Origin of the sequence: Hwanghaeella sp. LZ110 (assembly GCF_048892525.1) — a bacterium.
Classification (GTDB): Bacteria; Pseudomonadota; Alphaproteobacteria; order UBA8366; family Aestuariispiraceae; genus Pacificispira.
In genome coordinates this window covers 1-20,967 of the sequence record NZ_JBLZHT010000008.1, presented here as the reverse complement: position 1 = coordinate 20,967, position 20,967 = coordinate 1, and the positions used below count along the sequence as shown (strand labels likewise).

At 56.5% G+C, this 20,967-nt stretch carries 20 protein-coding genes; 10 read left to right on the top strand and 10 right to left on the bottom strand.

Annotated features, from left to right (window positions below):
• Position 1: 1 nt before the first annotated feature.
• The 5 genes from ACOSDM_RS15525 to ACOSDM_RS15505 all read right to left on the bottom strand — a co-directional run bounded on the left by ACOSDM_RS15525 (position 2) and on the right by ACOSDM_RS15505 (position 4,819).
• Positions 2–1,012 (bottom strand): ABC transporter ATP-binding protein, encoded by a 1,011-nt coding sequence (locus ACOSDM_RS15525; protein ID WP_420725464.1) that lies wholly within the window; start codon positions 1,010–1,012, stop codon positions 2–4.
• Positions 1,013–1,030: 18 nt separating this feature from the next.
• Positions 1,031–1,810 (bottom strand): ABC transporter permease, encoded by a 780-nt coding sequence (locus tag ACOSDM_RS15520; protein WP_420725463.1) that lies wholly within the window; start codon positions 1,808–1,810, stop codon positions 1,031–1,033.
• Between the two features lie 10 nt (positions 1,811–1,820).
• Positions 1,821–2,639, bottom strand: a complete 819-nt coding sequence (locus ACOSDM_RS15515) for an ABC transporter permease (RefSeq protein ID WP_420725462.1) — start codon at positions 2,637–2,639, stop codon at positions 1,821–1,823.
• Positions 2,640–2,726: 87 nt separating this feature from the next.
• Positions 2,727–3,740 carry an ABC transporter substrate-binding protein gene (locus ACOSDM_RS15510; RefSeq protein WP_420725461.1) on the bottom strand — a complete coding sequence of 338 codons (1,014 nt, stop codon included), beginning with the start codon at positions 3,738–3,740 and terminating at the stop codon, positions 2,727–2,729.
• Positions 3,737–4,819: a LacI family DNA-binding transcriptional regulator gene (locus tag ACOSDM_RS15505; RefSeq protein WP_420725460.1), complete on the bottom strand. Its 1,083-nt coding sequence runs from the start codon at positions 4,817–4,819 to the stop codon at positions 3,737–3,739. The genes ACOSDM_RS15510 and ACOSDM_RS15505 overlap by 4 nt, the downstream gene beginning before the upstream one ends.
• Before the next feature lie 196 nt (positions 4,820–5,015).
• On the opposite strand from ACOSDM_RS15505, the gene ACOSDM_RS15500 reads away from it, so the two are divergent.
• The gene (locus tag ACOSDM_RS15500) at positions 5,016–6,464 is read left to right on the top strand and encodes an FAD-binding oxidoreductase (RefSeq protein ID WP_420725459.1); all 1,449 of its coding nucleotides are present in this window, start codon (positions 5,016–5,018) and stop codon (positions 6,462–6,464) included.
• 35 nt (positions 6,465–6,499) lie between these two features.
• On the top strand, positions 6,500–8,287 hold the full coding sequence (locus tag ACOSDM_RS15495) for an acyl-CoA dehydrogenase (protein ID WP_420725458.1): 1,788 nt from the start codon (positions 6,500–6,502) through the stop codon (positions 8,285–8,287).
• A 19-nt stretch (positions 8,288–8,306) separates the two neighbouring features.
• Here ACOSDM_RS15495 and ACOSDM_RS15490 read toward each other — a convergent pair whose 3' ends face one another.
• On the bottom strand, positions 8,307–9,203 hold the full coding sequence (locus ACOSDM_RS15490; RefSeq protein ID WP_420725457.1) for a substrate-binding domain-containing protein: 897 nt from the start codon (positions 9,201–9,203) through the stop codon (positions 8,307–8,309).
• A 129-nt stretch (positions 9,204–9,332) separates the two neighbouring features.
• Here ACOSDM_RS15490 and ACOSDM_RS15485 point away from each other — a divergent pair, with 129 nt between their 5' ends.
• The 5 genes from ACOSDM_RS15485 to ACOSDM_RS15465 all read left to right on the top strand — a co-directional run bounded on the left by ACOSDM_RS15485 (position 9,333) and on the right by ACOSDM_RS15465 (position 13,545).
• On the top strand, positions 9,333–10,076 hold the full coding sequence (locus ACOSDM_RS15485; RefSeq protein WP_420725456.1) for a biotin/lipoate--protein ligase family protein: 744 nt from the start codon (positions 9,333–9,335) through the stop codon (positions 10,074–10,076).
• A 6-nt stretch (positions 10,077–10,082) separates the two neighbouring features.
• Positions 10,083–11,105 carry a DUF6352 family protein gene (locus ACOSDM_RS15480; RefSeq protein WP_420725455.1) on the top strand — a complete coding sequence of 341 codons (1,023 nt, stop codon included), beginning with the start codon at positions 10,083–10,085 and terminating at the stop codon, positions 11,103–11,105.
• A 17-nt stretch (positions 11,106–11,122) separates the two neighbouring features.
• Positions 11,123–11,323 carry a DUF6494 family protein gene (locus tag ACOSDM_RS15475; RefSeq protein ID WP_420725454.1) on the top strand — a complete coding sequence of 67 codons (201 nt, stop codon included), beginning with the start codon at positions 11,123–11,125 and terminating at the stop codon, positions 11,321–11,323.
• Positions 11,324–11,346: 23 nt separating this feature from the next.
• Positions 11,347–11,598, top strand: coding sequence for a hypothetical protein (locus ACOSDM_RS15470; RefSeq protein ID WP_420725453.1), 252 nt, complete (start codon positions 11,347–11,349; stop codon positions 11,596–11,598).
• 111 nt (positions 11,599–11,709) lie between these two features.
• Positions 11,710–13,545, top strand: coding sequence for a potassium/proton antiporter (locus ACOSDM_RS15465; protein WP_420725452.1), 1,836 nt, complete (start codon positions 11,710–11,712; stop codon positions 13,543–13,545).
• Between the two features lie 3 nt (positions 13,546–13,548).
• On the opposite strand, the gene ACOSDM_RS15460 is transcribed toward ACOSDM_RS15465, so the two are convergent.
• The 3 genes from ACOSDM_RS15460 to scpA all read right to left on the bottom strand — a co-directional run bounded on the left by ACOSDM_RS15460 (position 13,549) and on the right by scpA (position 16,261).
• A complete protein-coding gene (locus ACOSDM_RS15460) occupies positions 13,549–13,827 on the bottom strand; it encodes a type II toxin-antitoxin system RelE/ParE family toxin (protein ID WP_420725451.1) in 279 nt (92 codons plus the stop codon).
• A complete protein-coding gene (locus tag ACOSDM_RS15455; RefSeq protein WP_420725450.1) occupies positions 13,824–14,036 on the bottom strand; it encodes a TA system antitoxin ParD family protein in 213 nt (70 codons plus the stop codon). The genes ACOSDM_RS15460 and ACOSDM_RS15455 overlap by 4 nt, the downstream gene beginning before the upstream one ends.
• A gap of 62 nt (positions 14,037–14,098) precedes the next feature.
• Positions 14,099–16,261 (bottom strand): methylmalonyl-CoA mutase, encoded by a 2,163-nt coding sequence (gene scpA / locus ACOSDM_RS15450; RefSeq protein ID WP_420725449.1) that lies wholly within the window; start codon positions 16,259–16,261, stop codon positions 14,099–14,101.
• Positions 16,262–16,339: 78 nt separating this feature from the next.
• Between scpA and ACOSDM_RS15445 the strand changes: the two genes are divergently transcribed.
• Complete coding sequence (locus ACOSDM_RS15445) at positions 16,340–17,179, top strand: prephenate dehydrogenase/arogenate dehydrogenase family protein (RefSeq protein ID WP_420725448.1); 840 nt, start codon at positions 16,340–16,342, stop codon at positions 17,177–17,179.
• Between the two features lie 11 nt (positions 17,180–17,190).
• Here ACOSDM_RS15445 and ACOSDM_RS15440 read toward each other — a convergent pair whose 3' ends face one another.
• Positions 17,191–18,591, bottom strand: coding sequence for an amidase (locus tag ACOSDM_RS15440; RefSeq protein WP_420725447.1), 1,401 nt, complete (start codon positions 18,589–18,591; stop codon positions 17,191–17,193).
• A 137-nt stretch (positions 18,592–18,728) separates the two neighbouring features.
• On the opposite strand from ACOSDM_RS15440, the gene eutB reads away from it, so the two are divergent.
• On the top strand, positions 18,729–19,742 hold the full coding sequence (eutB, locus tag ACOSDM_RS15435; protein ID WP_420725446.1) for a hydroxyectoine utilization dehydratase EutB: 1,014 nt from the start codon (positions 18,729–18,731) through the stop codon (positions 19,740–19,742).
• Positions 19,702–20,739: a cyclodeaminase gene (locus ACOSDM_RS15430; protein ID WP_420725445.1), complete on the top strand. Its 1,038-nt coding sequence runs from the start codon at positions 19,702–19,704 to the stop codon at positions 20,737–20,739. Before eutB ends, ACOSDM_RS15430 begins: the two co-directional genes overlap by 41 nt.
• Positions 20,740–20,967: the final 228 nt, after the last annotated feature.

Below are 20,967 nucleotides of genomic sequence, written 5' to 3'. Positions count from 1 at the left end.
TTTATTCGACGCAGGACAGGGCCATCTTCTTTGCGATGACCAGCGCCAATTTCTGACCAATTTCAACAGTGTAACGGGCGGGCAGATCAATCGTGACAGTATTTGTCGCCGCAACGTCCAAGACAATGCGAACACGATCCCCAAGGAATAGGCAGGAGACGACATGACCTTCCATTTCCCCCTGCCCGACAGGCACGATTTCGACATCCTCGGGTCTGAACATCACAGAAGGACCGTGATGGGAGCTTCCCTTGTCATTCGCGATCAGCGATGACGGCACCCGGTTTATTGTGCCGATGAAATCAGCCACAAAATCGGTGTGGGGCTCAAAATAGATTTGGCGTGGCGTTCCGATCTGTTCGATACGACCGTTGCTCATTACCACGATCCTGTCGCCCAGTGCCATGGCTTCGCCCTGATCGTGCGTGACATAGACCGCCGTAATCCCAAGCGTGCGCAGCAGGGTATCAATTTCGACACGCAGATGGTCTCGCAATAATGCATCCAGGGCGGTCAGCGGCTCGTCCAACAGCAGCACCCGGGGTTGAACCGCCGTCGCACGCGCTAAGGCCACCCGCTGGCGCTGCCCCCCGGAGAGCTGATTAATGCGACGATCGGCCAATGGGGTTATCTGCATCATATCCATGACGCCCCGGACGCGCTGTTTGATTTCCGCAGCCGGGCGTCGCTGGACCTTCAGGCCATAGGCGACATTTTCCCAAACGGTCATGTTTGGAAACAGGGCATAGGATTGAAACACCATCCCAACAGCCCGTTTCTCAATAGGCAGATGGGTCACATCATCGTCGTTAAAGACGATCTGGCCGCCCCGATCAGGGCTTTCCAATCCAGCAATCATCCGCAGCAAGGTCGTCTTACCACAGCCCGAAGGCCCCAATAGGACCAGCGTTTCACCGCCTGCGATGGTCAGGTCCAGGGGCTCCAGTGCCCGGGTGCCATCTGGAAATGTTTTACCACATTGGCGTAGATGTATTTCAGTCTTAGCGGACATTGGGGTCCCCTTCTGCGATCAGAAACGTCGATTGGTCAGCGCCTGCATAAGGATCAGGACCGGCACGATCAGAATAAAGAAAATCAGGGTATAGGCGCTAGCGACTTCCAACCGCATCGATGCATAGGAATCGGCCAGTCCAACGGGCAATGTCTTTGTCAGCGGTGTATGCAGCATCCAGGTCAGGTTGAATTCCCCGATAGACAGCGTGAATGTCATCAAGGCCCCCGCCAATATGCCGGAACGACAATTGGGAATGATGACACCAAAAAAACGCTGCCTGAAACCTGCCCCCAGGCTGGCAGCCCCTTCCTCCAATTCGCGGAAATTGATGCTTTGCAGGACGGCCAGAACTGACCGCACCATAAAGGGCAGCGTATAGAGAATGTGACCGACCAGGATAAAGGCCCAGCCGGTTCGGAAATCCCGAAAACCGCCATAGCTGACAATCAAAGCCAGGGCGATGGCAAGGCCGGGAATGGCGATCGGCAGGACGATCAGTTCCTCAAGAAAGCGCGCCAGACGCCCGCCCTTTTTTGCCAGGACATAGGCCATGGGCACACCAAGGACCAGATTGGACAGCAAACAACACACAGCGATCCACAGGGACAGATAGATTGTATCCATATACAGGGCCAATACTTCCATCACCCACCGCACTGTGATGCCGCTGGTTATGCCCAGGAAATAGTTTTCCGTAACGCCTGCAGCGACGGACAGCAGCACCGGTCCAATCAGGAAGGCACACAGGACCAACGTGAATGCCAATTGCAGCCAAAAGAGAGTGCGCGATTTCATTGGATGTTTCCTACCCGCCCCCGGCGACAGCAGCGCCTGACAGGTTGCGGGCGATAAACAGGGCCGCCCAGGTCACCAGCCCTAAGACAATGGAAAGGCTGGCTGCGCCTGCAAGATTGGCACCCAAGGTAAATTCCGTGTAAATCGTCATAGCCAGCACATCGATATTGGTCGCCAGCGTGAAGGCGGTGCCAAACGCGCTCATCGATGTCGCGAAACAGATCGCCCCGGACGCGATCAGACCGGGTTTCAGCGCAGGCAGAATAACATCCCACACAACACGCCAGGTGGGTGCACCCAGCGACCGGGCGGCCTCTTCCAGGGCGGAGTCCAGTTTTTCCGCTGCGGCCATAACCGTTAAAATCACCCGCGGAATTGAAAAATACAGATAACCGATAAACAAACCGACCATGGAATAGGCAAGGACAACCTTGTCCCCGCTGATCGCCTTAGTGAAGATCCCCAGGAGGCCCTGTCGTCCGGCCAGCAGTATGACCAGGAAGCCAATAACGACGCCGGGAAAGGTCAGCGGTAAGGTCAGCATGGAAATCAGAATGCTGCGGCCTGGAAACTGATTGCGCACCAGAAACAGGCCAGAAACCGTTGAAACAGCAACCGCCGCCAGGGTCACACCACAGGACAGAAGAACGGTCGCGATCATGCTTTGAAAATGGCGCGGTGTTGTCAGGATGGAAAGATAGGCAGCCATTCCCTCGTCCCCGGATGCGCCGATACCCAATAACCGAACCATGGGGATCAGAAAGAAGGCCAAAAAGACCAGACCCGCTGGTAAGGCGAGAAAAAACAATAGGGTATTGTTGGCTTTCATCAGGCGATCCAAGCAATAAAGGGTCAATCTGAAGGGCCATCCAGGCGCGGGGGAATGCATCCCCCCGCGCCTGGAGACGCTTAAACCTTAACGAACTTCGGCAAGGTACTTCTGGGCAAAACCGTCCTGCACGGCGGCCATCTTCGAATAGTCAACCGGCGTGGAGCGCGCATAATCTGACTCGGGCAGAAATTTCTTCGCCACGTCTTCACTCATGGCAGAGGCCCGGATTGGACGCAGGAAGGCGTTGGCCCAAACGGCCTGACCCTTATCGGACATGATGAAGTCCAGTATCTTTTTGCCCTTTTCCGCATGGGGGGCATTCTTAACCAGGCTCATCACATAGGGGACCACAACGGTGCCTTCGGCGGGAATGACAAAGGCAACATCGGCCATGTCCTTGTATTTCGCGCGATAGGCGTTGAAGTCATAATCCAGCAGGATTGGAATTTCACCCGACACGACGCGTGCATAGGCAGTCTGTTTCGGCACGATTGGATCATTGGCGGCCAGTTTCTTGAAATACTCGATACCGGGACCAAAATCGTCCAGGCTGCCCCCCATCGCGCGATTAACGGCAACGGCGCCCGCATAACCAACAAAAGCGGATGTCGGATCCAGGTAACCAACCATGCCTTTGTATTCCGGCTTCAAAAGGTCAGCCCAGGACTGGGGTACCGGCTTGCCTTCCAGCGCCGCCACATTCACGAAAAAACCCAGCGTACCGGAATGAATGGTAAACCAGCGGCCTTCTGGATCTTTCAGGCCTTCTGGAATTTCATCGAAATGGGTGGGCTTATAGGCGTCTACGACACCCTGTTCGGCCGCCTGGATGCCAAAGGACACACCATAATAGGCGACGTCTGCGACAGGATTGTCCTTTTCCGCCAGAAGTTGAGACAAGGTCTGACCGGAATTCTTATTGTCATGGGGAATGTCATAACCCAGATTTTCTTTAATCACCGTCAATTGCGTTGCCCAATCGGCCCATTGCGGGGGGCAGTTATAGCAAATGGCGTCTTCAGCTTGCGCTGCGGATAATCCTGCCGTTACACTGAATGCAGCGGCCAAACCTAACAGTTTCAGGGTCCTATGAATCATTGTGCGGGTCTCCTGTGCACGGATTTGTGTGGGGTCTGAAGATCGGCGGGGAGTTGCTTGCAGGCGCGCCCCGTCGATTCTCCCAGTCTTAATGTGAAGGGAAGGAGTGTTGACTGCATGCCCCCCTCCCCGTTGATACGACACAGCAAACACTGCGCCGCAACTTCTCCCATCCGTTTGGACGGCTGAACCACCGTTGCCAGAGTGGGGTGAAGATGTGTGCCGATTGCAATTCCATCAAAGCCCATGACCGAAACATCATCGGGCACACGAAGGCCGCGTCGCTCCAGGCCGCTGATGACGGATATGGCAAGCAGATCATTAGAGCAGAACAGCGCGGTCGGGGCTTTGTCCTGATCTTCAAACAGAGATTGCAAGACAGGTTCTATATCCAGATTCACAAAGCCGACTTCATGGATGACGGGCGTGGGCAGACCCAGTGCGGCAATCCCCGTCACAAAGCCATCCCGACGGGCAATGGCGCGATCGGATTCTGCAAAACTGCCGGATATCATCGCCATGGTTCTGTGACCCTGAGCATGAAAACACCGCGCCACAGCGTCCCCGGCCGCAACGTTATCGACCGTCACAGTCAGCCTGTCACTCTTTGAGACTTGATTGTAAATCAGGGCATAGGGGGCCTGTGCAGCCTCCAGCATATCCAGGGCATCACTGTGCATCGGGTCGGCGACGGTTAAAATCATTCCGTCGATCTGTCGCTCTAGGAATGTCGAAACAGTGCTGATTTCTGCCGCATGCTGATAGTCCGTTGCAGCGATCATGACATTATAGCCAGCCTTGCTGGCCTCTTGAGTGATCCCGGATACCGCATCGGCGAAAACCGGGTTGGACAGGCTGGGGATCATCACCCCGATAGTATAACTGCGCGATGTCGACAGGCCGCGCCCAAATGCATTTAACCGAAAACCCATGCGATCAATGGATTGCTGCACCCGCTCTTCAGTTTCCTTACTGACGGTCCCCAATTTGTTGACTACCCGGGAAACCGTTGCGATGGAAACCCCTGCATCCAGCGCCACATCCCGGATCGTATTTTTTGATCGCTTCTTATCTGACATCTTCCATCAAATCCGCACAAAATAAGGTACGCCCAAGTCTAGGCTGTAACCGTTTACATTCTTAGTTTTTCTGAGTTACTTCTGTGTGACCCGGATGTGACAAATTTAATATTTCATATCGTATGTTGGGTGTCCTTCGCCCATCCCCTTACGCAGCTTCTTGCTTGACGGCGGATCAAGGTCTACATCTGACCTTATGACAGAGATGCCCTATACACCGACCGACGTGGAGCGCGACGCGCTGTCTCGTATCCGCACATGCCTCGGCCCAAAAGGATGGGTCGACGATGCTGAAACGCTGACCCCCTGGCTGATTGATTCCAGGCGCGTCTATGAAGGACGGTGCCTGGGAATGGCCCGCCCCGCCAATACACAAGAAGTGGCCGAAATACTGGCAATCGCTTACAAAGCAGGTCTGCAAATTGTGCCACAGGGTGGCAATACCGGCCGCGTCGGGGGGGCGACACCCGATACAACGGGACGGCAACTGCTGCTTAATCTGGGGCGCATGAATTCGGTGCGCGATGTGGATGCCGCCAATTACACAATGACGGTTGAGGCGGGTTGCATTCTGAAAGACCTGCAGGGCGTGGCGGAACAGGCAGATCGACTGTTCCCACTCAGCCTGGGGGCGGAAGGGTCCTGTCAGATCGGCGGTAATCTGGCCTCCAATGCCGGGGGTATTAATGTTGTGCGTTACGGCAATGCCCGCGATCTGGTGCTGGGGCTGGAAGTCGTGCTGCCCGACGGGCGGATTTGGAGCGGATTGCGACGGTTGCGCAAAGACAATACCGGCTATGACCTGAAACAGATATTTTTAGGGTCCGAAGGTACTTTGGGCATTATCACAGCAGCGGTGTTGAAGCTGTTCCCGCTGCCAAAAGAACGTGCAACCGCCCTGGTGGCTATTGCCGATCTTGATACGGCTGTCACCCTGTTGGAGCGGGCCCGGTCCGCCAGCGGCGATGCGCTGATGTCCTTTGAATTGATGCCTGGATTTGCGCTGGATTGGGCAGAAAAGTATGTCGAGGGAGCCAAACAGCCCTTCGACACAACCTATGACTGGACGATCCTGATGGAAATCGGTGGGCCCCGCACCGATGGGGCCGCCAGAATTGCCCTGGAATCCCTGCTGGAAAGCGCCTTTGAAGACGGCCTTGTGATCGATGCGGTATTGCCACAATCGGAAGATCAACGCGCCCAGATCTGGTTCCTGCGCGAAGCCATTGTCGAAGCGCAAGTTCGCGAAGGGGCTCAGGTGAAGCACGATGTCTCCGTCCCCGTAAGCCAGGTTCCACGCTTTATCCGCGAGGCCAATGCGGCGGTGGAAGAGATGATGCCTGGCATTCGCCCCTATCCCTTCGGCCATGTCGGCGATGGCAATATTCATTACAATCTGTCCCAGCCGATCGACATGCCCGCCAGGGAGTTTTTGGGCCGTTATGCCGAGTTGCAGCATCGTGTTCATGATGTCGCCCTGTCCCTGGATGGGTCGATTTCAGCAGAACACGGTATCGGGCGATCCAAGCGCGACGAGTTGTTGCGTTGTAAATCTGCGGTGGAATTGGATATGATGCGGTCGCTGAAAACTCTATTTGATCCAAAAGGACTTATGAATCCCGGCAAAACGATCCCTGACGCTTAAAGATCTGCGCCAATTCCTGTTGAAATGAGGTTCCCATGATTCCTTACGCCGCGCCGATCCGTGACCTGCAATTCGTCCTGAAAGACATGGGCCTGTTGGAACAGGTCATGCAGTTACCCGGCTGCGGAGAGGTAACTCCTGATCTGGTGGATGCGATCTTAGAGGAGGCTGGAAAATTTGCCTCAGAGCAACTGGCCCCGATCAACTATTCCGGCGACAAGCAGGGTGCCTCAATTGAGAACGGCGTCGTGCGTGTCCCCGATGGCTATACAGAGGCCTATCATGCCTTTGTTGAAGGCGGCTGGAATTCCGTGCCGTTTGAGGCAGAATATGGCGGCCAGGAACTGCCCTGGACGATTGCCACCGCCGTTACCGAGATGTGGCAATCGGCGAATATGGCCTGGGCGCTGTGCCCCCTGCTGAATCAGGGTGCGGTCGAAGCGTTGCAGGTCCATGGCACGCCGGAACAGCAAGCGGCCTATCTACCAAAAATGATTTCCGGCGAATGGTCCGGCACGATGAACCTGACCGAGCCACAGGCCGGATCGGATTTATCCCTGATCAAGACCAGGGCCAAACGGGATGGTGATCACTATCGCATTCAGGGGATGAAGATTTTCATCACCTATGGCGAACATGAAATGGCGGAAAACATTATCCATCTGGTACTGGCCCGCTGTGAAGATGCGCCAGAAGGTGTGCGGGGAATCTCTCTGTTCGTGGTGCCGAAATATATCCTTAAAGACGATGGCACCCCGGGCGAGCGCAACGATCTGCGCTGTGTCTCCATCGAACACAAGACCGGGATCAACGGATCACCTACCTGCGTCATGTCTTATGGTGATAATGGCGGGGCAATCGGCTATCTGGTCGGGGAAGAAAACCGGGGCCTGGAATATATGTTCACGATGATGAACAACGCCCGATTGGCCGTTGGCCTGCAAGGCCTTTCTATCATCGAACGGTCCTATCAACAGGCGCGCAGCTATGCCCTGGATCGCAAACAGGGTCGCGCAGGTGACAAGAAGCTGGCCCCCATTGCGGATCATGCCGATGTGCGCCGCATGTTGATGACAATGCGCAGCCATGCAGAAGCGATGCGCGGGCTGGTGTTGGAAACCATGCTGGCCCTGGATCAACAAAAGCGACATCATGATGAATCCTGGCGCCTGTGGTCGGAACGCCGGGTCGGTCTGTTAACGCCTGTTATCAAAGGCTGGTTTACCGATATGGCGGTCGAACTGACGTCCATGGGCGTGCAAATTCATGGCGGGATGGGCTTTATTGAAGAAACCGGGATCGCCCAGCATTTCCGCGACAGTCGTATCCTGCCAATTTATGAAGGCACGAATGGCATTCAGGCAATGGATCTGGTCGGTCGTAAACTGCTGCGCGATGAAGGCAAGGCTGCCCAGGAATATCTGGATGAGGTGCATATCCTGATCACCGCCCTGAACGATGTCGAAGGCGACGATATGGCCGTCATTCGCAAGCGTTTCGCCATCGCCGTCGACACGCTGGAAGATGCCACGGAATGGTTGCTGGACACAGCAAAGGATAATCCGGATGCAGTGGGCGGAAGTGCTGCGTATTACCTGCGCGCCTTTGGCATTACTGCAGGGGGTGCCGTCCTGGCCCGCGCAGCCCGCACGTGCCTGGAAAAGCTGGCTCAAGACCCACAAGGGGATACTGAATTCCTGAAGGCGAAAATTGCCACAGCGCGATTTTATGCGGAAAACATTCTGCCGCAAGTGCCGGCCCTGTTCATCGCCATGGAGGGCGGTTGGCAAACGCTGCGTACCATCTCCGATGACGCACTGTAACAGAACCGCGATTTAACCCTCAGCCGTTAAACATGACCTGGCCCAGACCGGAAATGTCATAGCCGGTGAGCCGTTCTGCCTGCTCTGCAAATTGCGAACTGCGGGTAACGGCCAGCAAGGCCTGAAACGGTTTTTCAAAATAATCGCGCCTGTCGATGGCCAGATCATAGCGTTCCGTCGCCAGTGGGACGAAATCCAGATCGAATCGTTTCGCGACCGCTGCAATGCCAAAGGCCGCATCGACCTCTCCATCGGCAATAGCGGTTGCGGCTTCCATCTCACTGCGGGCGACGGTCTTATCCATCTGCACAGAACCGGGTTTCATATTTGCTTTCATGATCAGGGTTTCCAGCAAAACCCGGCTGCCAGCCTGGGGCTGGCGTGGACGCAACAGCGCCCCCTGCTGAGCCAGATCCTGCAAGGATTGAATATTTTTTGGATTCCCCTTTGGCAAGATCAGTCCCTGGCTGCGCCGTGCCCATTCCACCAGAACAACACGGGCGGCAGCGCCGCCAGCCTCTCCCCCAGCACCAAACAGATATCGGTTCGCCGTCGACCCCAAAGGGTCTTCGGCGCTGGCATCGGGCACATGCAGACCACAGAACAGCGCCTGACCCTCCAGGAACAGCCGCAATCCATTCAGGCTGCCATCAAACAGGGTCGCCAACCCGGCATCGGCCTGTCGCAAGGCCCAATCCAGCAAAGGATCATGACTGCCTGCAACGATTGGGGGGCGGCGCTCTGTCCGCTCCAATCCGCCGCCTTCTGTTTCTGACGCGATCCATAAATCGATCAAGGGCTTGGGAAACAGCAGCTTGCCGGTCACCCGCGTACACGGGATCCGGTTCGAGGCGACCAGATCATAAATCTTGCGCTCTTTAATGCGCAGATAGGCGGCAATTTCACTGGTTGTCATCAAATGCTGTTTCGACATCTGGAAACGTCGGCTCCGATACCGTAAAGATATTCACAAGGATTAATATTGGACAGTCTTAACGTCAGAAACGCTGACCGCAAGACTTCGTTTCGTGAAAGTGTGTTCTCTGTGCCGTCACAAGACCTGAATCTACCACCGCTGTTTACTGGAATGGGTTTCGCCCCCGATGCAAACCTGCCGGGAGAGGCACTGTATCGCGCAACACGCAGGCGGATGGATCCCGGCACGGTTTGCTATTCACAACGCCCCGATCAGTTGGACGCCATTATCATGCTGGCACCGGAAACGGAATTATCGCACGCGATTCAGGTGATCTATCCCCTGATGCTGGCGGCCAATGATGCCCTGGGCGCAACCCTGCCGCCGGGCGTTGCGGTTCATATGGCGTGGCCTGACCGCTTATTTGTGAATGGCGCTCTGGCCGGGGGGCTGGCCTTATTCACCCAGCAAGAGGACCTTTCAACTGTTCCTGACTGGATGCTGGCGCGGATTTCCATTGATATCATGGGCAATCCTAAAAACCCCTTTCCCGGTGAAACACTGGACCGCACATCGCTGTATGAAGAGGGGGCCGGGGAAGCCTCCGCCCCGGCTTTGCTGGAAAGCTTCTGTCGCTATTTTCTGAACTGGCTGGATCGCTGGCAGCGTGATGGCCTGGTCTCTATAAAGGATTTATGGCTGGAACGCGCCGCCGGGCGCGATAGTCAGGTCAGCTTCCCCAATGATGGGACGCTGGTGCGCGGTCTGGTCACAGACCTGACGGACACGGGTGACTTGATCATCACCGGCGATGGAAAGCCTCAAACCCTGAAGCTCAGCGGCTTGCTTGCTGGCCCAAGCTGGGAGTTATAGGTGATTATGGCCTCTCGACCCGATTTTTGGATATCCTCCGGTTATGGACTGACCCCCCCGAATGCCGAAGGGCATTTGCCGGTCACCGATGCGCTGATTTGCGCCTATCTGAGCCGCCCGGAATTAGCGCCGGTCGCCGAGTCCTGCGCCATAGAGCGGGCGGTTCATGCCGACCTGATGGACAACCCACGTCAACATATTGAAACCGCGCGGCTGGATGCCTTCGAAGACCAGGATGCGCGTTACAATTTTGAGGTTTTTCTGAATTTCCGCGACCTTCTGGTTCAGGCCGGAACCCTGGAAGCCGCATATCGTAAACTGGTCCAGGGGCCGACCTTTCCCGTCCCCGCGCTGTTTATGGATCAATTGGCCCATGCCGTGATGCGCCACATTTTGAATGCTGAACAAAACCCACTGCAAGCGCGCGCAGCAGAGCTGTTCTTTCGCACGCAAAAGGTGACCATTCAGGATGGTCAGATCATGCTGGCCGATGAAGAAACCGTGGATCGTTATGCCACGACCGGCGGCTTTGGCGACCTGGGACGCCTATTGGTGGAAAGCAAAACCGCGATGCCCCAGGTGGATCTGGATGTCCTGACCGAAGAAACGGCAGGCAGTTATTGGGCGCGATCTGATCGGTTTGATACAGTGCTGAACCTGACCTTCGCCCAGCCGGGTCTGGATGCCTTTTGTCGGGTGGCGGAGAAATGGATCGCCTATTTTCTGGACGTGGAATGCCGGATTCACCCCGTGCAATCCATTCGGGACGAGAAATGGGTCTGGCATACCGGGTTGGACACGGAATCCTCGGCGCTGCTGAATGATCTGTATCATGGGAAGGAACCTGAAGAAGCCCGGCTTGCCCGTCTGTTATCTCTGTTCCGTCTGGAGATCAAAAACCAGGATGCAGTGCTGGAGCGGGTCCAGGGTCGACCGATCTATCTGGGCCTGGCGATGGATGATACCAACACCCTGCGCATGAAGCCCCAGAACCTTCTGGTCAACCTGCCCTTGAATGAAGTCGGCTGAAACAGGAGTAATCTGCCATGAATGAAGATGCCTTTAACATGTCCGTCCGCAAGTTCCTGAAAACGGTGGGGGTCACCTCCCAACGGGAAATAGAGGCTGCGGTGCGCCAGGCCTCAGAAAAAGGGGGACTGGACTCACCGCTTAAAGCAAAAATGGTCCTGACGGTAGACGGGGTGGACCTGACTGTGGAAATTAATGGTACCATTGATGTCGCTTAATCCCATGCAGTAAGGATCCAATCATGCTGGGTCGTGTGATTGCAGTTCTGGTCATGATTGCTAGCGCCGGTGTGATCGCCTGGCACCACCGCGACGACCTGATGCCCGCCCCCATTGCCCCCATTGATCCAGCAGAGGCCGCCTATCAGGCCTGTGTCACCGAACGCGATGCCGGGATCGATAAGATGCAGGCAGATGGCACCATCACTGCCCAGCAGGCCACCCTGTTCAAATCCCGCGCCGATGCCTTGTGCCGCAGTCAGGCCGGGGGGTGATCCCATTGTAGGGGGTCAGGCCTGTTTGGCTGCCTGCAAACAATTCTATCGCTATAAATATTCGTCAGATGCCCTATATCTAGTTCATTGCATTTATAAAGAAGAAAAAACGTGTTTGACGGCATCAACATTGCAATCCTTATCGGGTCTGGGCTGGTCGCCATCAGTGCGCTGACCAGCCTGATCTCTCAGCGTGTTGGCGCGCCCCTATTGCTGGTGTTTCTGGGTATCGGCCTTTTGGCCGGCGAAGACGGCCTGTTGGGGATTGATTTTGACAGCGGGGCCACGGCCTATTTCATCGGCTCCCTGGCATTGGCGATCATCCTGTTCGACAGTGGTTTTGAAACCCCTTTGAAAAGTTACCGCACGGCCGGCGCACCGGCCCTGGTTCTGGCCACATTGGGCGTCATCCTGACGACCGGTCTGGTCGGTGTGGCGGCTTACTTTCTACTGGATCTTGATTGGCAGGAAGGGATGCTGATCGGTGCGATCGTTGCTTCTACCGATGCGGCGGCGGTGTTCTTTTTGCTGCGCACGGGGCGCATTACGCTGCGCAATCGTGTGCGCACAACGCTGGAAATCGAATCCGGTGCCAACGACCCGATGGCAATCTTTTTGGTCGCCAGCCTGGTCAGTCTGATTGCCGCAAGCGAAGGGTTGCCGCTGGATACATTGGGATGGGAATTGCTGAACCGGTTCGCACAACAAATTGGGATCGGTTTCCTGGCCGGGCTGGTCGGTGGGTTCGCCATCGCCTGGATGCTGAACTGGATGCGCAGTTTAGAGGCCGGGCTGTATCCCATCCTGGCCCTGGCCGCCGCCCTGATGCTTTTTGCCGGAACCGGATTGATTGGCGGCAGCGGGTTTCTGGCGGCCTATCTGGCCGGCGTCGTCGCCCGCGCCCGCGGGGTTCGTTATGCCGCCCGGTTGCGGCGCTTTCAGGTGGGCATGACATGGCTGGCCCAGATTGGCATGTTCCTGGCGCTGGGTTTGTTGGCGACCCCTTCACAATTTGCCGCTGTTGCCCTGCCCGCGATCATTTTGGCGCTGTTCCTGATCTTCATCGCCCGGCCCGTTGCCACCTATCTTTGCCTCAAGCCCTTTCGGTTCTCAAACCGCGAAATCGGTTTTGTCGGCTGGGTGGGGCTGCGCGGCGCGGTCTCTATCCTGTTGGCAGTCATGCCCACTTTGGGTGGGGTTCCCAATGGGGATTTATACTTCAACATCGTTTTCATCATGGTTCTGTCGTCCCTGTTGATTCAGGGTTGGACGATCCCGCTGACCGCCCGAAAACTGAAGGTGCTGGCCCCGGACGAGCCGGGTATTGTTGAGCGTGTGGAACTGGAACTGCCCGGCAATGCTGCGATGGAGCTTATTTCCTATCGCATTCATCCAGACAGCACCGTCGCCCGGGGCGATCGCGTACCGCGCTGGGCAAGGCCGGTGCTGATCCTGCGCGATGGTCAGGCCCTGACCGTGCATAAGGCAGGGCCTTTGAAGGCGAATGACCATGTTTATCTATTCGCCGCCCCCCGCCTGATCTCCTTGCTGGATAACATCTATGCGGCACCCGCCGGGTCCGATGACACCGCCATTCTAGGCGACTTCACCCTATCGGCGGAGGCGACACTGGCGGATGTATCAGAACAATATGGCGCGACCGTTCCTGCCGCAAATGCCCAACTGTCCCTGGCGGACTTCATGACCCAGGAATTCCATGGCCAGCCCGCCCAGGGCGACCGCGCCCGCCTGGGCAGCGTCGAACTGGTGGTGCGGACCATTGATGACGATGGCAAAATCACAGAAATCGGCCTGGTCCTGGAACCCAAACAGACCCCCACCCTGCGCAGCCATGTTCAGTTGATGCGCCAACGCACCCAACTGCGCCTCAGCGACTTTTCCCGCAGGCGCGGGCTCAGCCGGGACAACAAGCCCGACACAGACTGAATCCTAACCGCGTTTCAAATCACGATAGAAATTTTCGTGACTGCCAAGCGCCAGTAACGTGATTGCATCGTCTGCCTCAGAATACGCATAGGCCATAAGCACCATATGCGTATGATCGCGAAACTTGTGAACGCGCACGCCCGCCAGATCACCAACTTTGGCATCTCCCAGCGTTGGTGCGTTCAGAACAGCCCGAATCGCAGCATCAAGGGCCACCTTTTGCTCGCCACGCAGCCTTTTTATGGTTCGCTTAAATGTGGGTGTTTGAAAGACGCGCGTCATTCGCCAAAGACATACTCTTCCGTCGCCGTTTCAGTTCGCGACGTCAGAATATCTTTAATGACACTGAAGGGCAGGTCGGGATTTTCTTCAGATATTTTTCCGATCTGCGACCAATATTCAATCTGCTTAGGTAAAGAGCGATGACTTACAGACCCCACCCGTTTGGCCTCTGCAACCAGCGCTTCTGATAACTTAACATTTACAGCCACAGCAGAACCTCCTCAGTCACTGGATTGGTCCAAAATGGTCCTTTTCGGTCCTTTTTGCAACCCTACTCCGCTGCCTGTGCTGCCACCGCCTCTTCGATCAGGCCCAGAATTTCGCCTGCTGCGGCCGGGATGTTGGTGCCTGGGCCGTAAATTGCTGAGACGCCTGCTTCCAGCAGGAAGTCATAATCCTGAGGCGGAATGACGCCGCCGCAGACGATCAGGATATCATTGGCGCCCTTGTCCTTCAGGGCCTTGATCATCTGGGGCACCAGTGTTTTGTGACCCGCTGCCTGAGAAGAAACACCAATAACATGGACATCCGCCTCAATCGCCTGGTTGGCGGCCTCTTCCGGGGTTTGGAACAGCGGCCCGATATCCACGTCAAAGCCGATATCGGCAAAGGCGGTGGCGATGACCTTGGCACCGCGATCGTGACCATCCTGGCCCATTTTCACCACCAGCATACGCGGGCGGCGGCCCTGGCGTTCGACAAATCCGGCAATATCCTCTTGTATCTTCATAAAGCCCGCATCCCCGTCATAGGCGGAGCCATAGACCCCGGTAATGGAGCGAATGACGGCCCGGTGCCGGGTGAACGCCTTTTCCATCGCATCAGAAATCTCGCCCACTGTAGCCCGCGCCCGCGTGGCCTTAACGGCCAGGTCCAGCAAATTGCCAGAGCCATCCTGCGCTGCCGCGGTCAGGGCGTCCAGGGCCGCGTCACAGGCCGCCTGATCCCGGCTGGCGCGGATTTTCTTTAACCGCGCAACCTGTTTCTCGCGCACCTGATCATTGTCGATATCCAGAATATCGATGCGGTCCTTATCGCCGGATTTGTATTTATTGACACCAACAATGGTTTCCTCGCCCCGATCAATTCGGGCCTGGCGGGCTGCCGCGCTTTCTTCGATCTTCATCTTTGGCCAACCGGTATCGACCGCCTTGGTCATACCACCCATGGCTTCGACTTCATCGATCAGCTTGCGGGCTTCCTCAATCATCGCACCGGTCAGGCTTTCCACGTAATAAGAGCCTGCCATCGGGTCGACGGTGCGGGTGATCTGGGTTTCCTCCTGCAGGATCAATTGCGTATTGCGGGCAATCCGGGCAGAGAAATCCGTGGGCAGGCCAATTGCCTCGTCAAAGGCATTGGTATGCAGCGATTGCGTGCCGCCCAGCGTGGCTGCCATCGCCTCAACCGCTGTGCGCACGACATTGTTGTAAGGGTCCTGTTCCGTCAGCGACCAGCCGGATGTCTGGCAATGGGTGCGCAACATCAACGATTTTGGATTCTTCGGCTGGAAGTGCTTTTTCATCAGATCGGCCCACAGGAACCGCGCAGCGCGCAGCTTCGCGACCTCCATGAAGAAATTCATGCCGATACAGAAAAAGAAACTCAAACGCGGCGCAAAGGCATCCACATCCAATCCCTTGGCAGCCGCCACACGCACATATTCCAGCCCGTCAGCCAGCGTAAACGCCAGTTCCTGAGTGAGCGTCGATCCCGCCTCCTGCATGTGATAGCCAGAAATCGAGATTGAGTTGAAACGCGGCATGTTCTGGGCGGTATATTCAATAATATCCGCCACGATCCGCATCGATGGATTGGGGGGATAGATATAGGTGTTGCGGACCATGAATTCCTTCAACACATCATTCTGGATCGTCCCGGACAGCTTTTCCGGGGATACGCCCTGTTCCTCCGCCGCGACGATATAGCCTGCCAGAACCGGCAGCACCGCCCCATTCATGGTCATGGAAACCGACATCTGATCCAGGGGAATCTGGTCGAACAGGATCTTCATATCCTCAACGCTGTCAATCGCAACACCCGCCTTGCCCACATCGCCCACGACACGAGGATGATCACTGTCATAGCCACGATGGGTCGCCAGATCGAAGGCAACAGACAACCCCTTCTGCCCACCCGCCAGATTGCGGCGATAGAAGGCATTTGATTCTTCGGCGGTAGAGAAACCGGCATATTGGCGCACGGTCCAGGGCTGACCAACATACATCGATGCCTTGGGGCCGCGGGTGAAGGGCGCGAAACCCGGCATGGTATCAATATGCTCAAGCCCGGCCAGATCCTCAGCGGTGTACAGCGGCTTTACCGATATTCCTTCCGGGGAGTCCCAGGTCAAATCGGCTTCGCCCTTCCCCTTGGATTCCTTTTCCAACAGGGCGCGCCATTCCGCCAAAGTCTTCTTCTCAAAATCCGCCATTCCGCATTACTCCTTATGTTTCCCCTAGTATATCGCCCCTAAACCCGGTTCGTCCAATGCTTCAATTGTTGCGTTTGCATGGCAGCATGGTTGCCCATTGGCGACGAAGCCGATAAAGACGCGGCATTATCGCAGTATGGAGTGGTGAATATGGCGGGCTTCTCGCTGGGTATCTTAGGTTATGGGCATTTCGGCTCGTTCCTGCATAAATTGGCAGAGCGTTTTCTGCCAGATGTATCCGTGCGCCTGTATCGTCGTCGCGCCACACCGGGAGACGGCCTGTTCACAACGCTGGAAGACGCCCTGGACTGTGATGCCTTGCTGTTGTGCATGCCAATCAGTGCCTATGCCGATACACTGCTGTCGATCCGTGACCGCTTGCGCCCCGATACCATTCTGATCGATGTTGCAACCGTCAAGGGCTATACGGGCCAACTGATCCGCGACCTGGTGCCCAATCAGCCCTATATCTGTACCCACCCGATGTTCGGGCCCGAAAGCTATGCGAAGAAGGCGGGAAATGTCTCTGGTTTCCGCATTGTCATTACGGAATCGAATCTAGGCCCTGACCTGGACCAACCCTTCCGGGAGCGGTTGCGCCAGGAAGGCTTCGTTGTGGTGGAAAAGACTGCCGACACCCATGACCGTGAATTGGCCGAAACACTGTTCCTGACCCATTACATCGGTCAGATCATTTCCCATAGCGGCTTTGAGCGCACAGAAATCGACACGGTATCCTTTGGCTTCCTGATGGATGCGGTCGACAGCGTGCGCCATGATATGCAGCTGTTTGAAGAAGTCTGCCGCTTCAACCCCTATTGTCAGGATGTCGTCCGGCGGTTCGATATCAGCGAACAATCCATCCGACAAAGGCTGTTGAACCTGGATCCAATTCCACAGACAGGCAATTCTGCCTGAATCCAGCTTAATTATCGCGTTGAGGCCACTTCCAGTTTCTCATTCGGGGGATTGCGCTGCCACATTTGCAGACCGCGCTCTATTGCCTCCGCCGCTTCCAACACCAGCCGGTCGCTGCCGGGCGGTCCCAGGATATGAAGGCCTGTTGGCAATCCATCCTGGGTGAACCCTGCCGGCACAGAGATGCTGGGCAAATCCAGCGCCGGGCTGATGCAAACCGTATCCCAGTCAAATTCCTTCAGGCCCGGCATATCCGGCGCAAAGGGGGAACCGCTGCTGGTTGGCCAACAGACCAGATCATAACTGTCGAAGAAATTTGCCATGCGGTGCCAGGCCTTGACCCGCATCATATTGGCGCGCTCAATCTCATACCCTGTCAGGCGGCGGGATTGACCCACCAGGTCCAGGATCAGATGCCCCAGTTCCAGGCCATGTTCATCGACCGCCCAACCGGCATATTCCGCCGCACACAGGGCGCGAAAGACCGGCTGACTGCGGGCAAGGAACCGCACATCCGGTGCGGCGTCAGTTACCTTGGCCCCGGCTTTAGATAGCACATCCGCACAGGGGGTCAGGGCGTCCGTCACCGAGGAATCGATGCGAAAGATCGCGCTGTCCACGGAAAAGGCGATCCGTATTCCCGCCAGATTGCCTGTCAGCGGCGCGGCGAATTCCTGTGGTCCAAAGGGGGCGGTGATCGGGCTTCTGACATCACGGCCACACACCACCGAAAGGGAAAGTCGGATATCATCGACCCGTCGCGCCATAGGCCCCACCACATGCAACCGGTCGAACGGGGCCACACTGGGAACCTTAGGCACCACCCCAGTGGTCGGGCGATAGCCGACGATATTGCACCAACTGGCGGGGATGCGGGTTGACCCGCCCAGATCACTGCCATCGGCCAGCGCGACCAGATCCAATGCCAGTGCCGCGCCGGACCCGCCGGAACTGGATCCGGCCGTGCGGTTCAGGCAATAGGGATTGCGCGTGCGCCCCCACAGGGGATTATCCGTATCCTCCCCAAAGGCGAATTCCGGCATATTGGTTTTGCCCACGACAATGGCCCCGGCGGCCTTCATTCGCGCGATATGCAAACTGTCTGCATCCGGCCAATTGTTGCGCAAAGCAGGGGCACCATAGGTGGTTCGAAACCCGACCACATCATAATTATCCTTCACCGCAACCGGCAGGCCGAATAACGGCCCCATCGCCTGTCCGGCATCGCGCGCCTTATCTGCGACCGCAGCAGCATCTAAAGCCTTGACCAGGTCCAACTGAATGATCGCATTCACGCGTGAATTATACCGCTCTATCCGATCAGCAAAAGCTTCCATCACCTCAACACAACGCAACCGACCCGTCCGCATTTCAGCCACCAGAACACCAGCGGATTGCCGTGTAACATTCATCGTCAATTGGCCTTTCGGAGAAGAAGCATGGGGGCAGTGATATGAAAACAGGCTTTCCCATACTAGAGCAGGTTCGTGTTTCGCCGACAATACATCGGCATCTTGTGCTATCGGGTTCAGACACATACCTTGGCACGATGACACAGAAACACGTTCCCTTTTCCGCGATTGAGGCGGCCCGCAATCAAATAGCCCCGCATGTGCTGCGCACCCCCCTGGTGCCAGCCTTTCCGCTGTCCGATGCGTGTGGGGCAGAGGTTCGCCTGAAGCTGGAAACCTTGCAGGCGACCGGCGCGTTCAAACTGCGCGGTGCGACCAATGCGATTATGACCCTATCGAAGGAAGACCGTGCCAAGGGCGTCGTGACATGCTCCACCGGGAATCATGGGCGCGGCGTTGCCTATGCCGCCAATTTGCTGGGCGTGCGCGCGGTGATCTGCATGTCCGAACTGGTGCCCAAAGTGAAGATCGATGGCATCAAACGATTCGGTGGCGAGGTCCGCATCTGTGGCAAAAGCCAGGATGAGGCAGAGTTGGAAGCCCTGCGCCTGATGAAAGAGGAAGGCCTGGTCTATCTGTCCCCCTTTGATCATCCCGATGTCATTGCCGGTCAGGGCACGATTGGGCTTGAATTGATCGAGGATTGGCCGGAACTGGATATGGTCATCGTGCCGCTATCCGGGGGCGGCCTGATGGCGGGTATTGCCAAGGCTGTGAAAACCCTGAAACCCGACACCAGAATTATCGGGGTCACAATGGAGCGCGGGCCCGCCATGTATGACAGCATCCGCGCAGGCCATCCCGTCGAAGTAGTTGAAACGCCGACGCTGGCGGATTCTCTTGGTGGCGGCATTGGCCTGGAGAATGACTATACCTTCGCCATGTGCCGCGATCTGGTGGATGAGACATTGTTGGTCAGCGAGGCAGAGATTGCAGCAGGCATGCGCGCCCTGTATCGCGATCAACAAATTGTTGCAGAAGGTGGGGGCAGCGTCGGCATTGCCGCCCTGCTGGCCGATAAAATACAAGCCAAAGGCAAACGAATTACCGTTGTGATCAGCGGCAGAAATGTTGATATGGATATCTTCACCCGCATCGCAGGTGGGGAAGATGTTGACCTTGCCAATGTGCAACCCGACGGAGGAGCATAACCCAATGCGGGAAATTCTGATCCTGACAGAAAACGAGCTGCGCCAGGCGGTATCGCTGGATATGACCCTGATCGATTTGATCGCAGATGCTTTCAAGAAACTATCGGCGGGCAAAGTCTCCATGCCGCCCATCCTGCGGATGGATATGGAAGACAAGAATGGCGAAGTGGACGTAAAAACCGCCTATGTCCCCGGTCTGGAAGGATTTGCGATCAAGATCAGCCCCGGCTTTTTTGACAATCCCAAAATCGGCCTGCCAACCACCAGCGGACTGATGGTTGTCCATGATGCCACGACAGGCCAGGTTCGCGCGGTGCTGTTGGACAATGGTTATCTGACTGACATGCGCACCGCAGCGGCAGGCGCGGTCGCCGCCCGCTGTCTGGCCCCGGAAGGGGCGACACGCGCCGGCGTGATCGGCACCGGCGTTCAGGCCCGGCTGCAAATGCAGGCCCTGGCGATGGTGCGGCCTATTGATACGGTCCATGTCTGGGGGCGCGATGCCGATAAGGCCAAAGCCTGCGCCCAGGATATTGAACGCCTGACATCCGCCACTGTCACGGTATCCAGCTCTATAGCCGGTCTGGTACGGGATTCCGATATCGTGGTCACCACCACCCCCAGCCGTAAACCTTTGATTGATGCCAGCATGCTGCATCCCGGCCTGCACATCACCGCGATGGGATCCGATGCCGAACATAAGAACGAACTGGCGCCTGATGTGATCGCAGAAGCGGATTTGTTCACCTGTGACCGTCACAGCCAGTCGGCCCGCCTGGGCGAATTGCATCACGCGGTCGGGGCCGGAATCGTGCCAGAAGACATGCCCGTTGCAGAGTTGGGCGCTATCCTAAGCACCCCGAAAAAGGGACGCAAATCCGCCAGTGATGTGACTATCTGTGACCTGACCGGCACCGGCGTACAAGACACCGCCATTGCCATCCATACGCTGAGCGTTGCCGAAGAAAACGGCTTTGGCACTAAAATCTCAAACTGAGTTTTAAGGACGGATAGCTGGTCCCGCCCATCGCATGAGAACTTTCTATTGCCCTCCCCCCTTGAGGAGGGGAGCCCCATATTTTACCCCTCCCCCCTTGAGGCAGGGGAATCGCATATGGCAGATTTGCCATAGGCGGCGAACAGGATTCTAAGGAGGTTTTCCATTTGCGGAGGACCTCATGGAGCAGTTTGAAGACACGTTCGGGGATTTGCCGGACCCGCGCGC

Excerpts from the sequence above, each read along its gene's own strand:
- ACOSDM_RS15525 (WP_420725464.1), bottom strand. The coding sequence starts at position 1,012 with ATGTCCGCTAAGACTGAAATACATCTACGCCAATGTGGTAAAACATTT.
- ACOSDM_RS15520 (WP_420725463.1), bottom strand. The coding sequence starts at position 1,810 with ATGAAATCGCGCACTCTCTTTTGGCTGCAATTGGCATTCACGTTGGTC.
- ACOSDM_RS15515 (WP_420725462.1), bottom strand. The coding sequence starts at position 2,639 with ATGAAAGCCAACAATACCCTATTGTTTTTTCTCGCCTTACCAGCGGGT.
- ACOSDM_RS15510 (WP_420725461.1), bottom strand. The coding sequence starts at position 3,740 with ATGATTCATAGGACCCTGAAACTGTTAGGTTTGGCCGCTGCATTCAGT.
- ACOSDM_RS15505 (WP_420725460.1), bottom strand. The coding sequence starts at position 4,819 with ATGTCAGATAAGAAGCGATCAAAAAATACGATCCGGGATGTGGCGCTG.
- ACOSDM_RS15500 (WP_420725459.1), top strand. The coding sequence starts at position 5,016 with ATGACAGAGATGCCCTATACACCGACCGACGTGGAGCGCGACGCGCTG.
- ACOSDM_RS15495 (WP_420725458.1), top strand. The coding sequence starts at position 6,500 with ATGATTCCTTACGCCGCGCCGATCCGTGACCTGCAATTCGTCCTGAAA.
- ACOSDM_RS15490 (WP_420725457.1), bottom strand. The coding sequence starts at position 9,203 with ATGACAACCAGTGAAATTGCCGCCTATCTGCGCATTAAAGAGCGCAAG.
- ACOSDM_RS15480 (WP_420725455.1), top strand. The coding sequence starts at position 10,083 with ATGGCCTCTCGACCCGATTTTTGGATATCCTCCGGTTATGGACTGACC.
- ACOSDM_RS15475 (WP_420725454.1), top strand. The coding sequence starts at position 11,123 with ATGAATGAAGATGCCTTTAACATGTCCGTCCGCAAGTTCCTGAAAACG.
- ACOSDM_RS15470 (WP_420725453.1), top strand. The coding sequence starts at position 11,347 with ATGCTGGGTCGTGTGATTGCAGTTCTGGTCATGATTGCTAGCGCCGGT.
- ACOSDM_RS15460 (WP_420725451.1), bottom strand. The coding sequence starts at position 13,827 with ATGACGCGCGTCTTTCAAACACCCACATTTAAGCGAACCATAAAAAGG.
- scpA (WP_420725449.1), bottom strand. The coding sequence starts at position 16,261 with ATGGCGGATTTTGAGAAGAAGACTTTGGCGGAATGGCGCGCCCTGTTG.
- ACOSDM_RS15445 (WP_420725448.1), top strand. The coding sequence starts at position 16,340 with ATGGCAGCATGGTTGCCCATTGGCGACGAAGCCGATAAAGACGCGGCA.
- ACOSDM_RS15440 (WP_420725447.1), bottom strand. The coding sequence starts at position 18,591 with ATGAATGTTACACGGCAATCCGCTGGTGTTCTGGTGGCTGAAATGCGG.
- eutB (WP_420725446.1), top strand. The coding sequence starts at position 18,729 with ATGACACAGAAACACGTTCCCTTTTCCGCGATTGAGGCGGCCCGCAAT.
- ACOSDM_RS15430 (WP_420725445.1), top strand. The coding sequence starts at position 19,702 with ATGTTGACCTTGCCAATGTGCAACCCGACGGAGGAGCATAACCCAATG.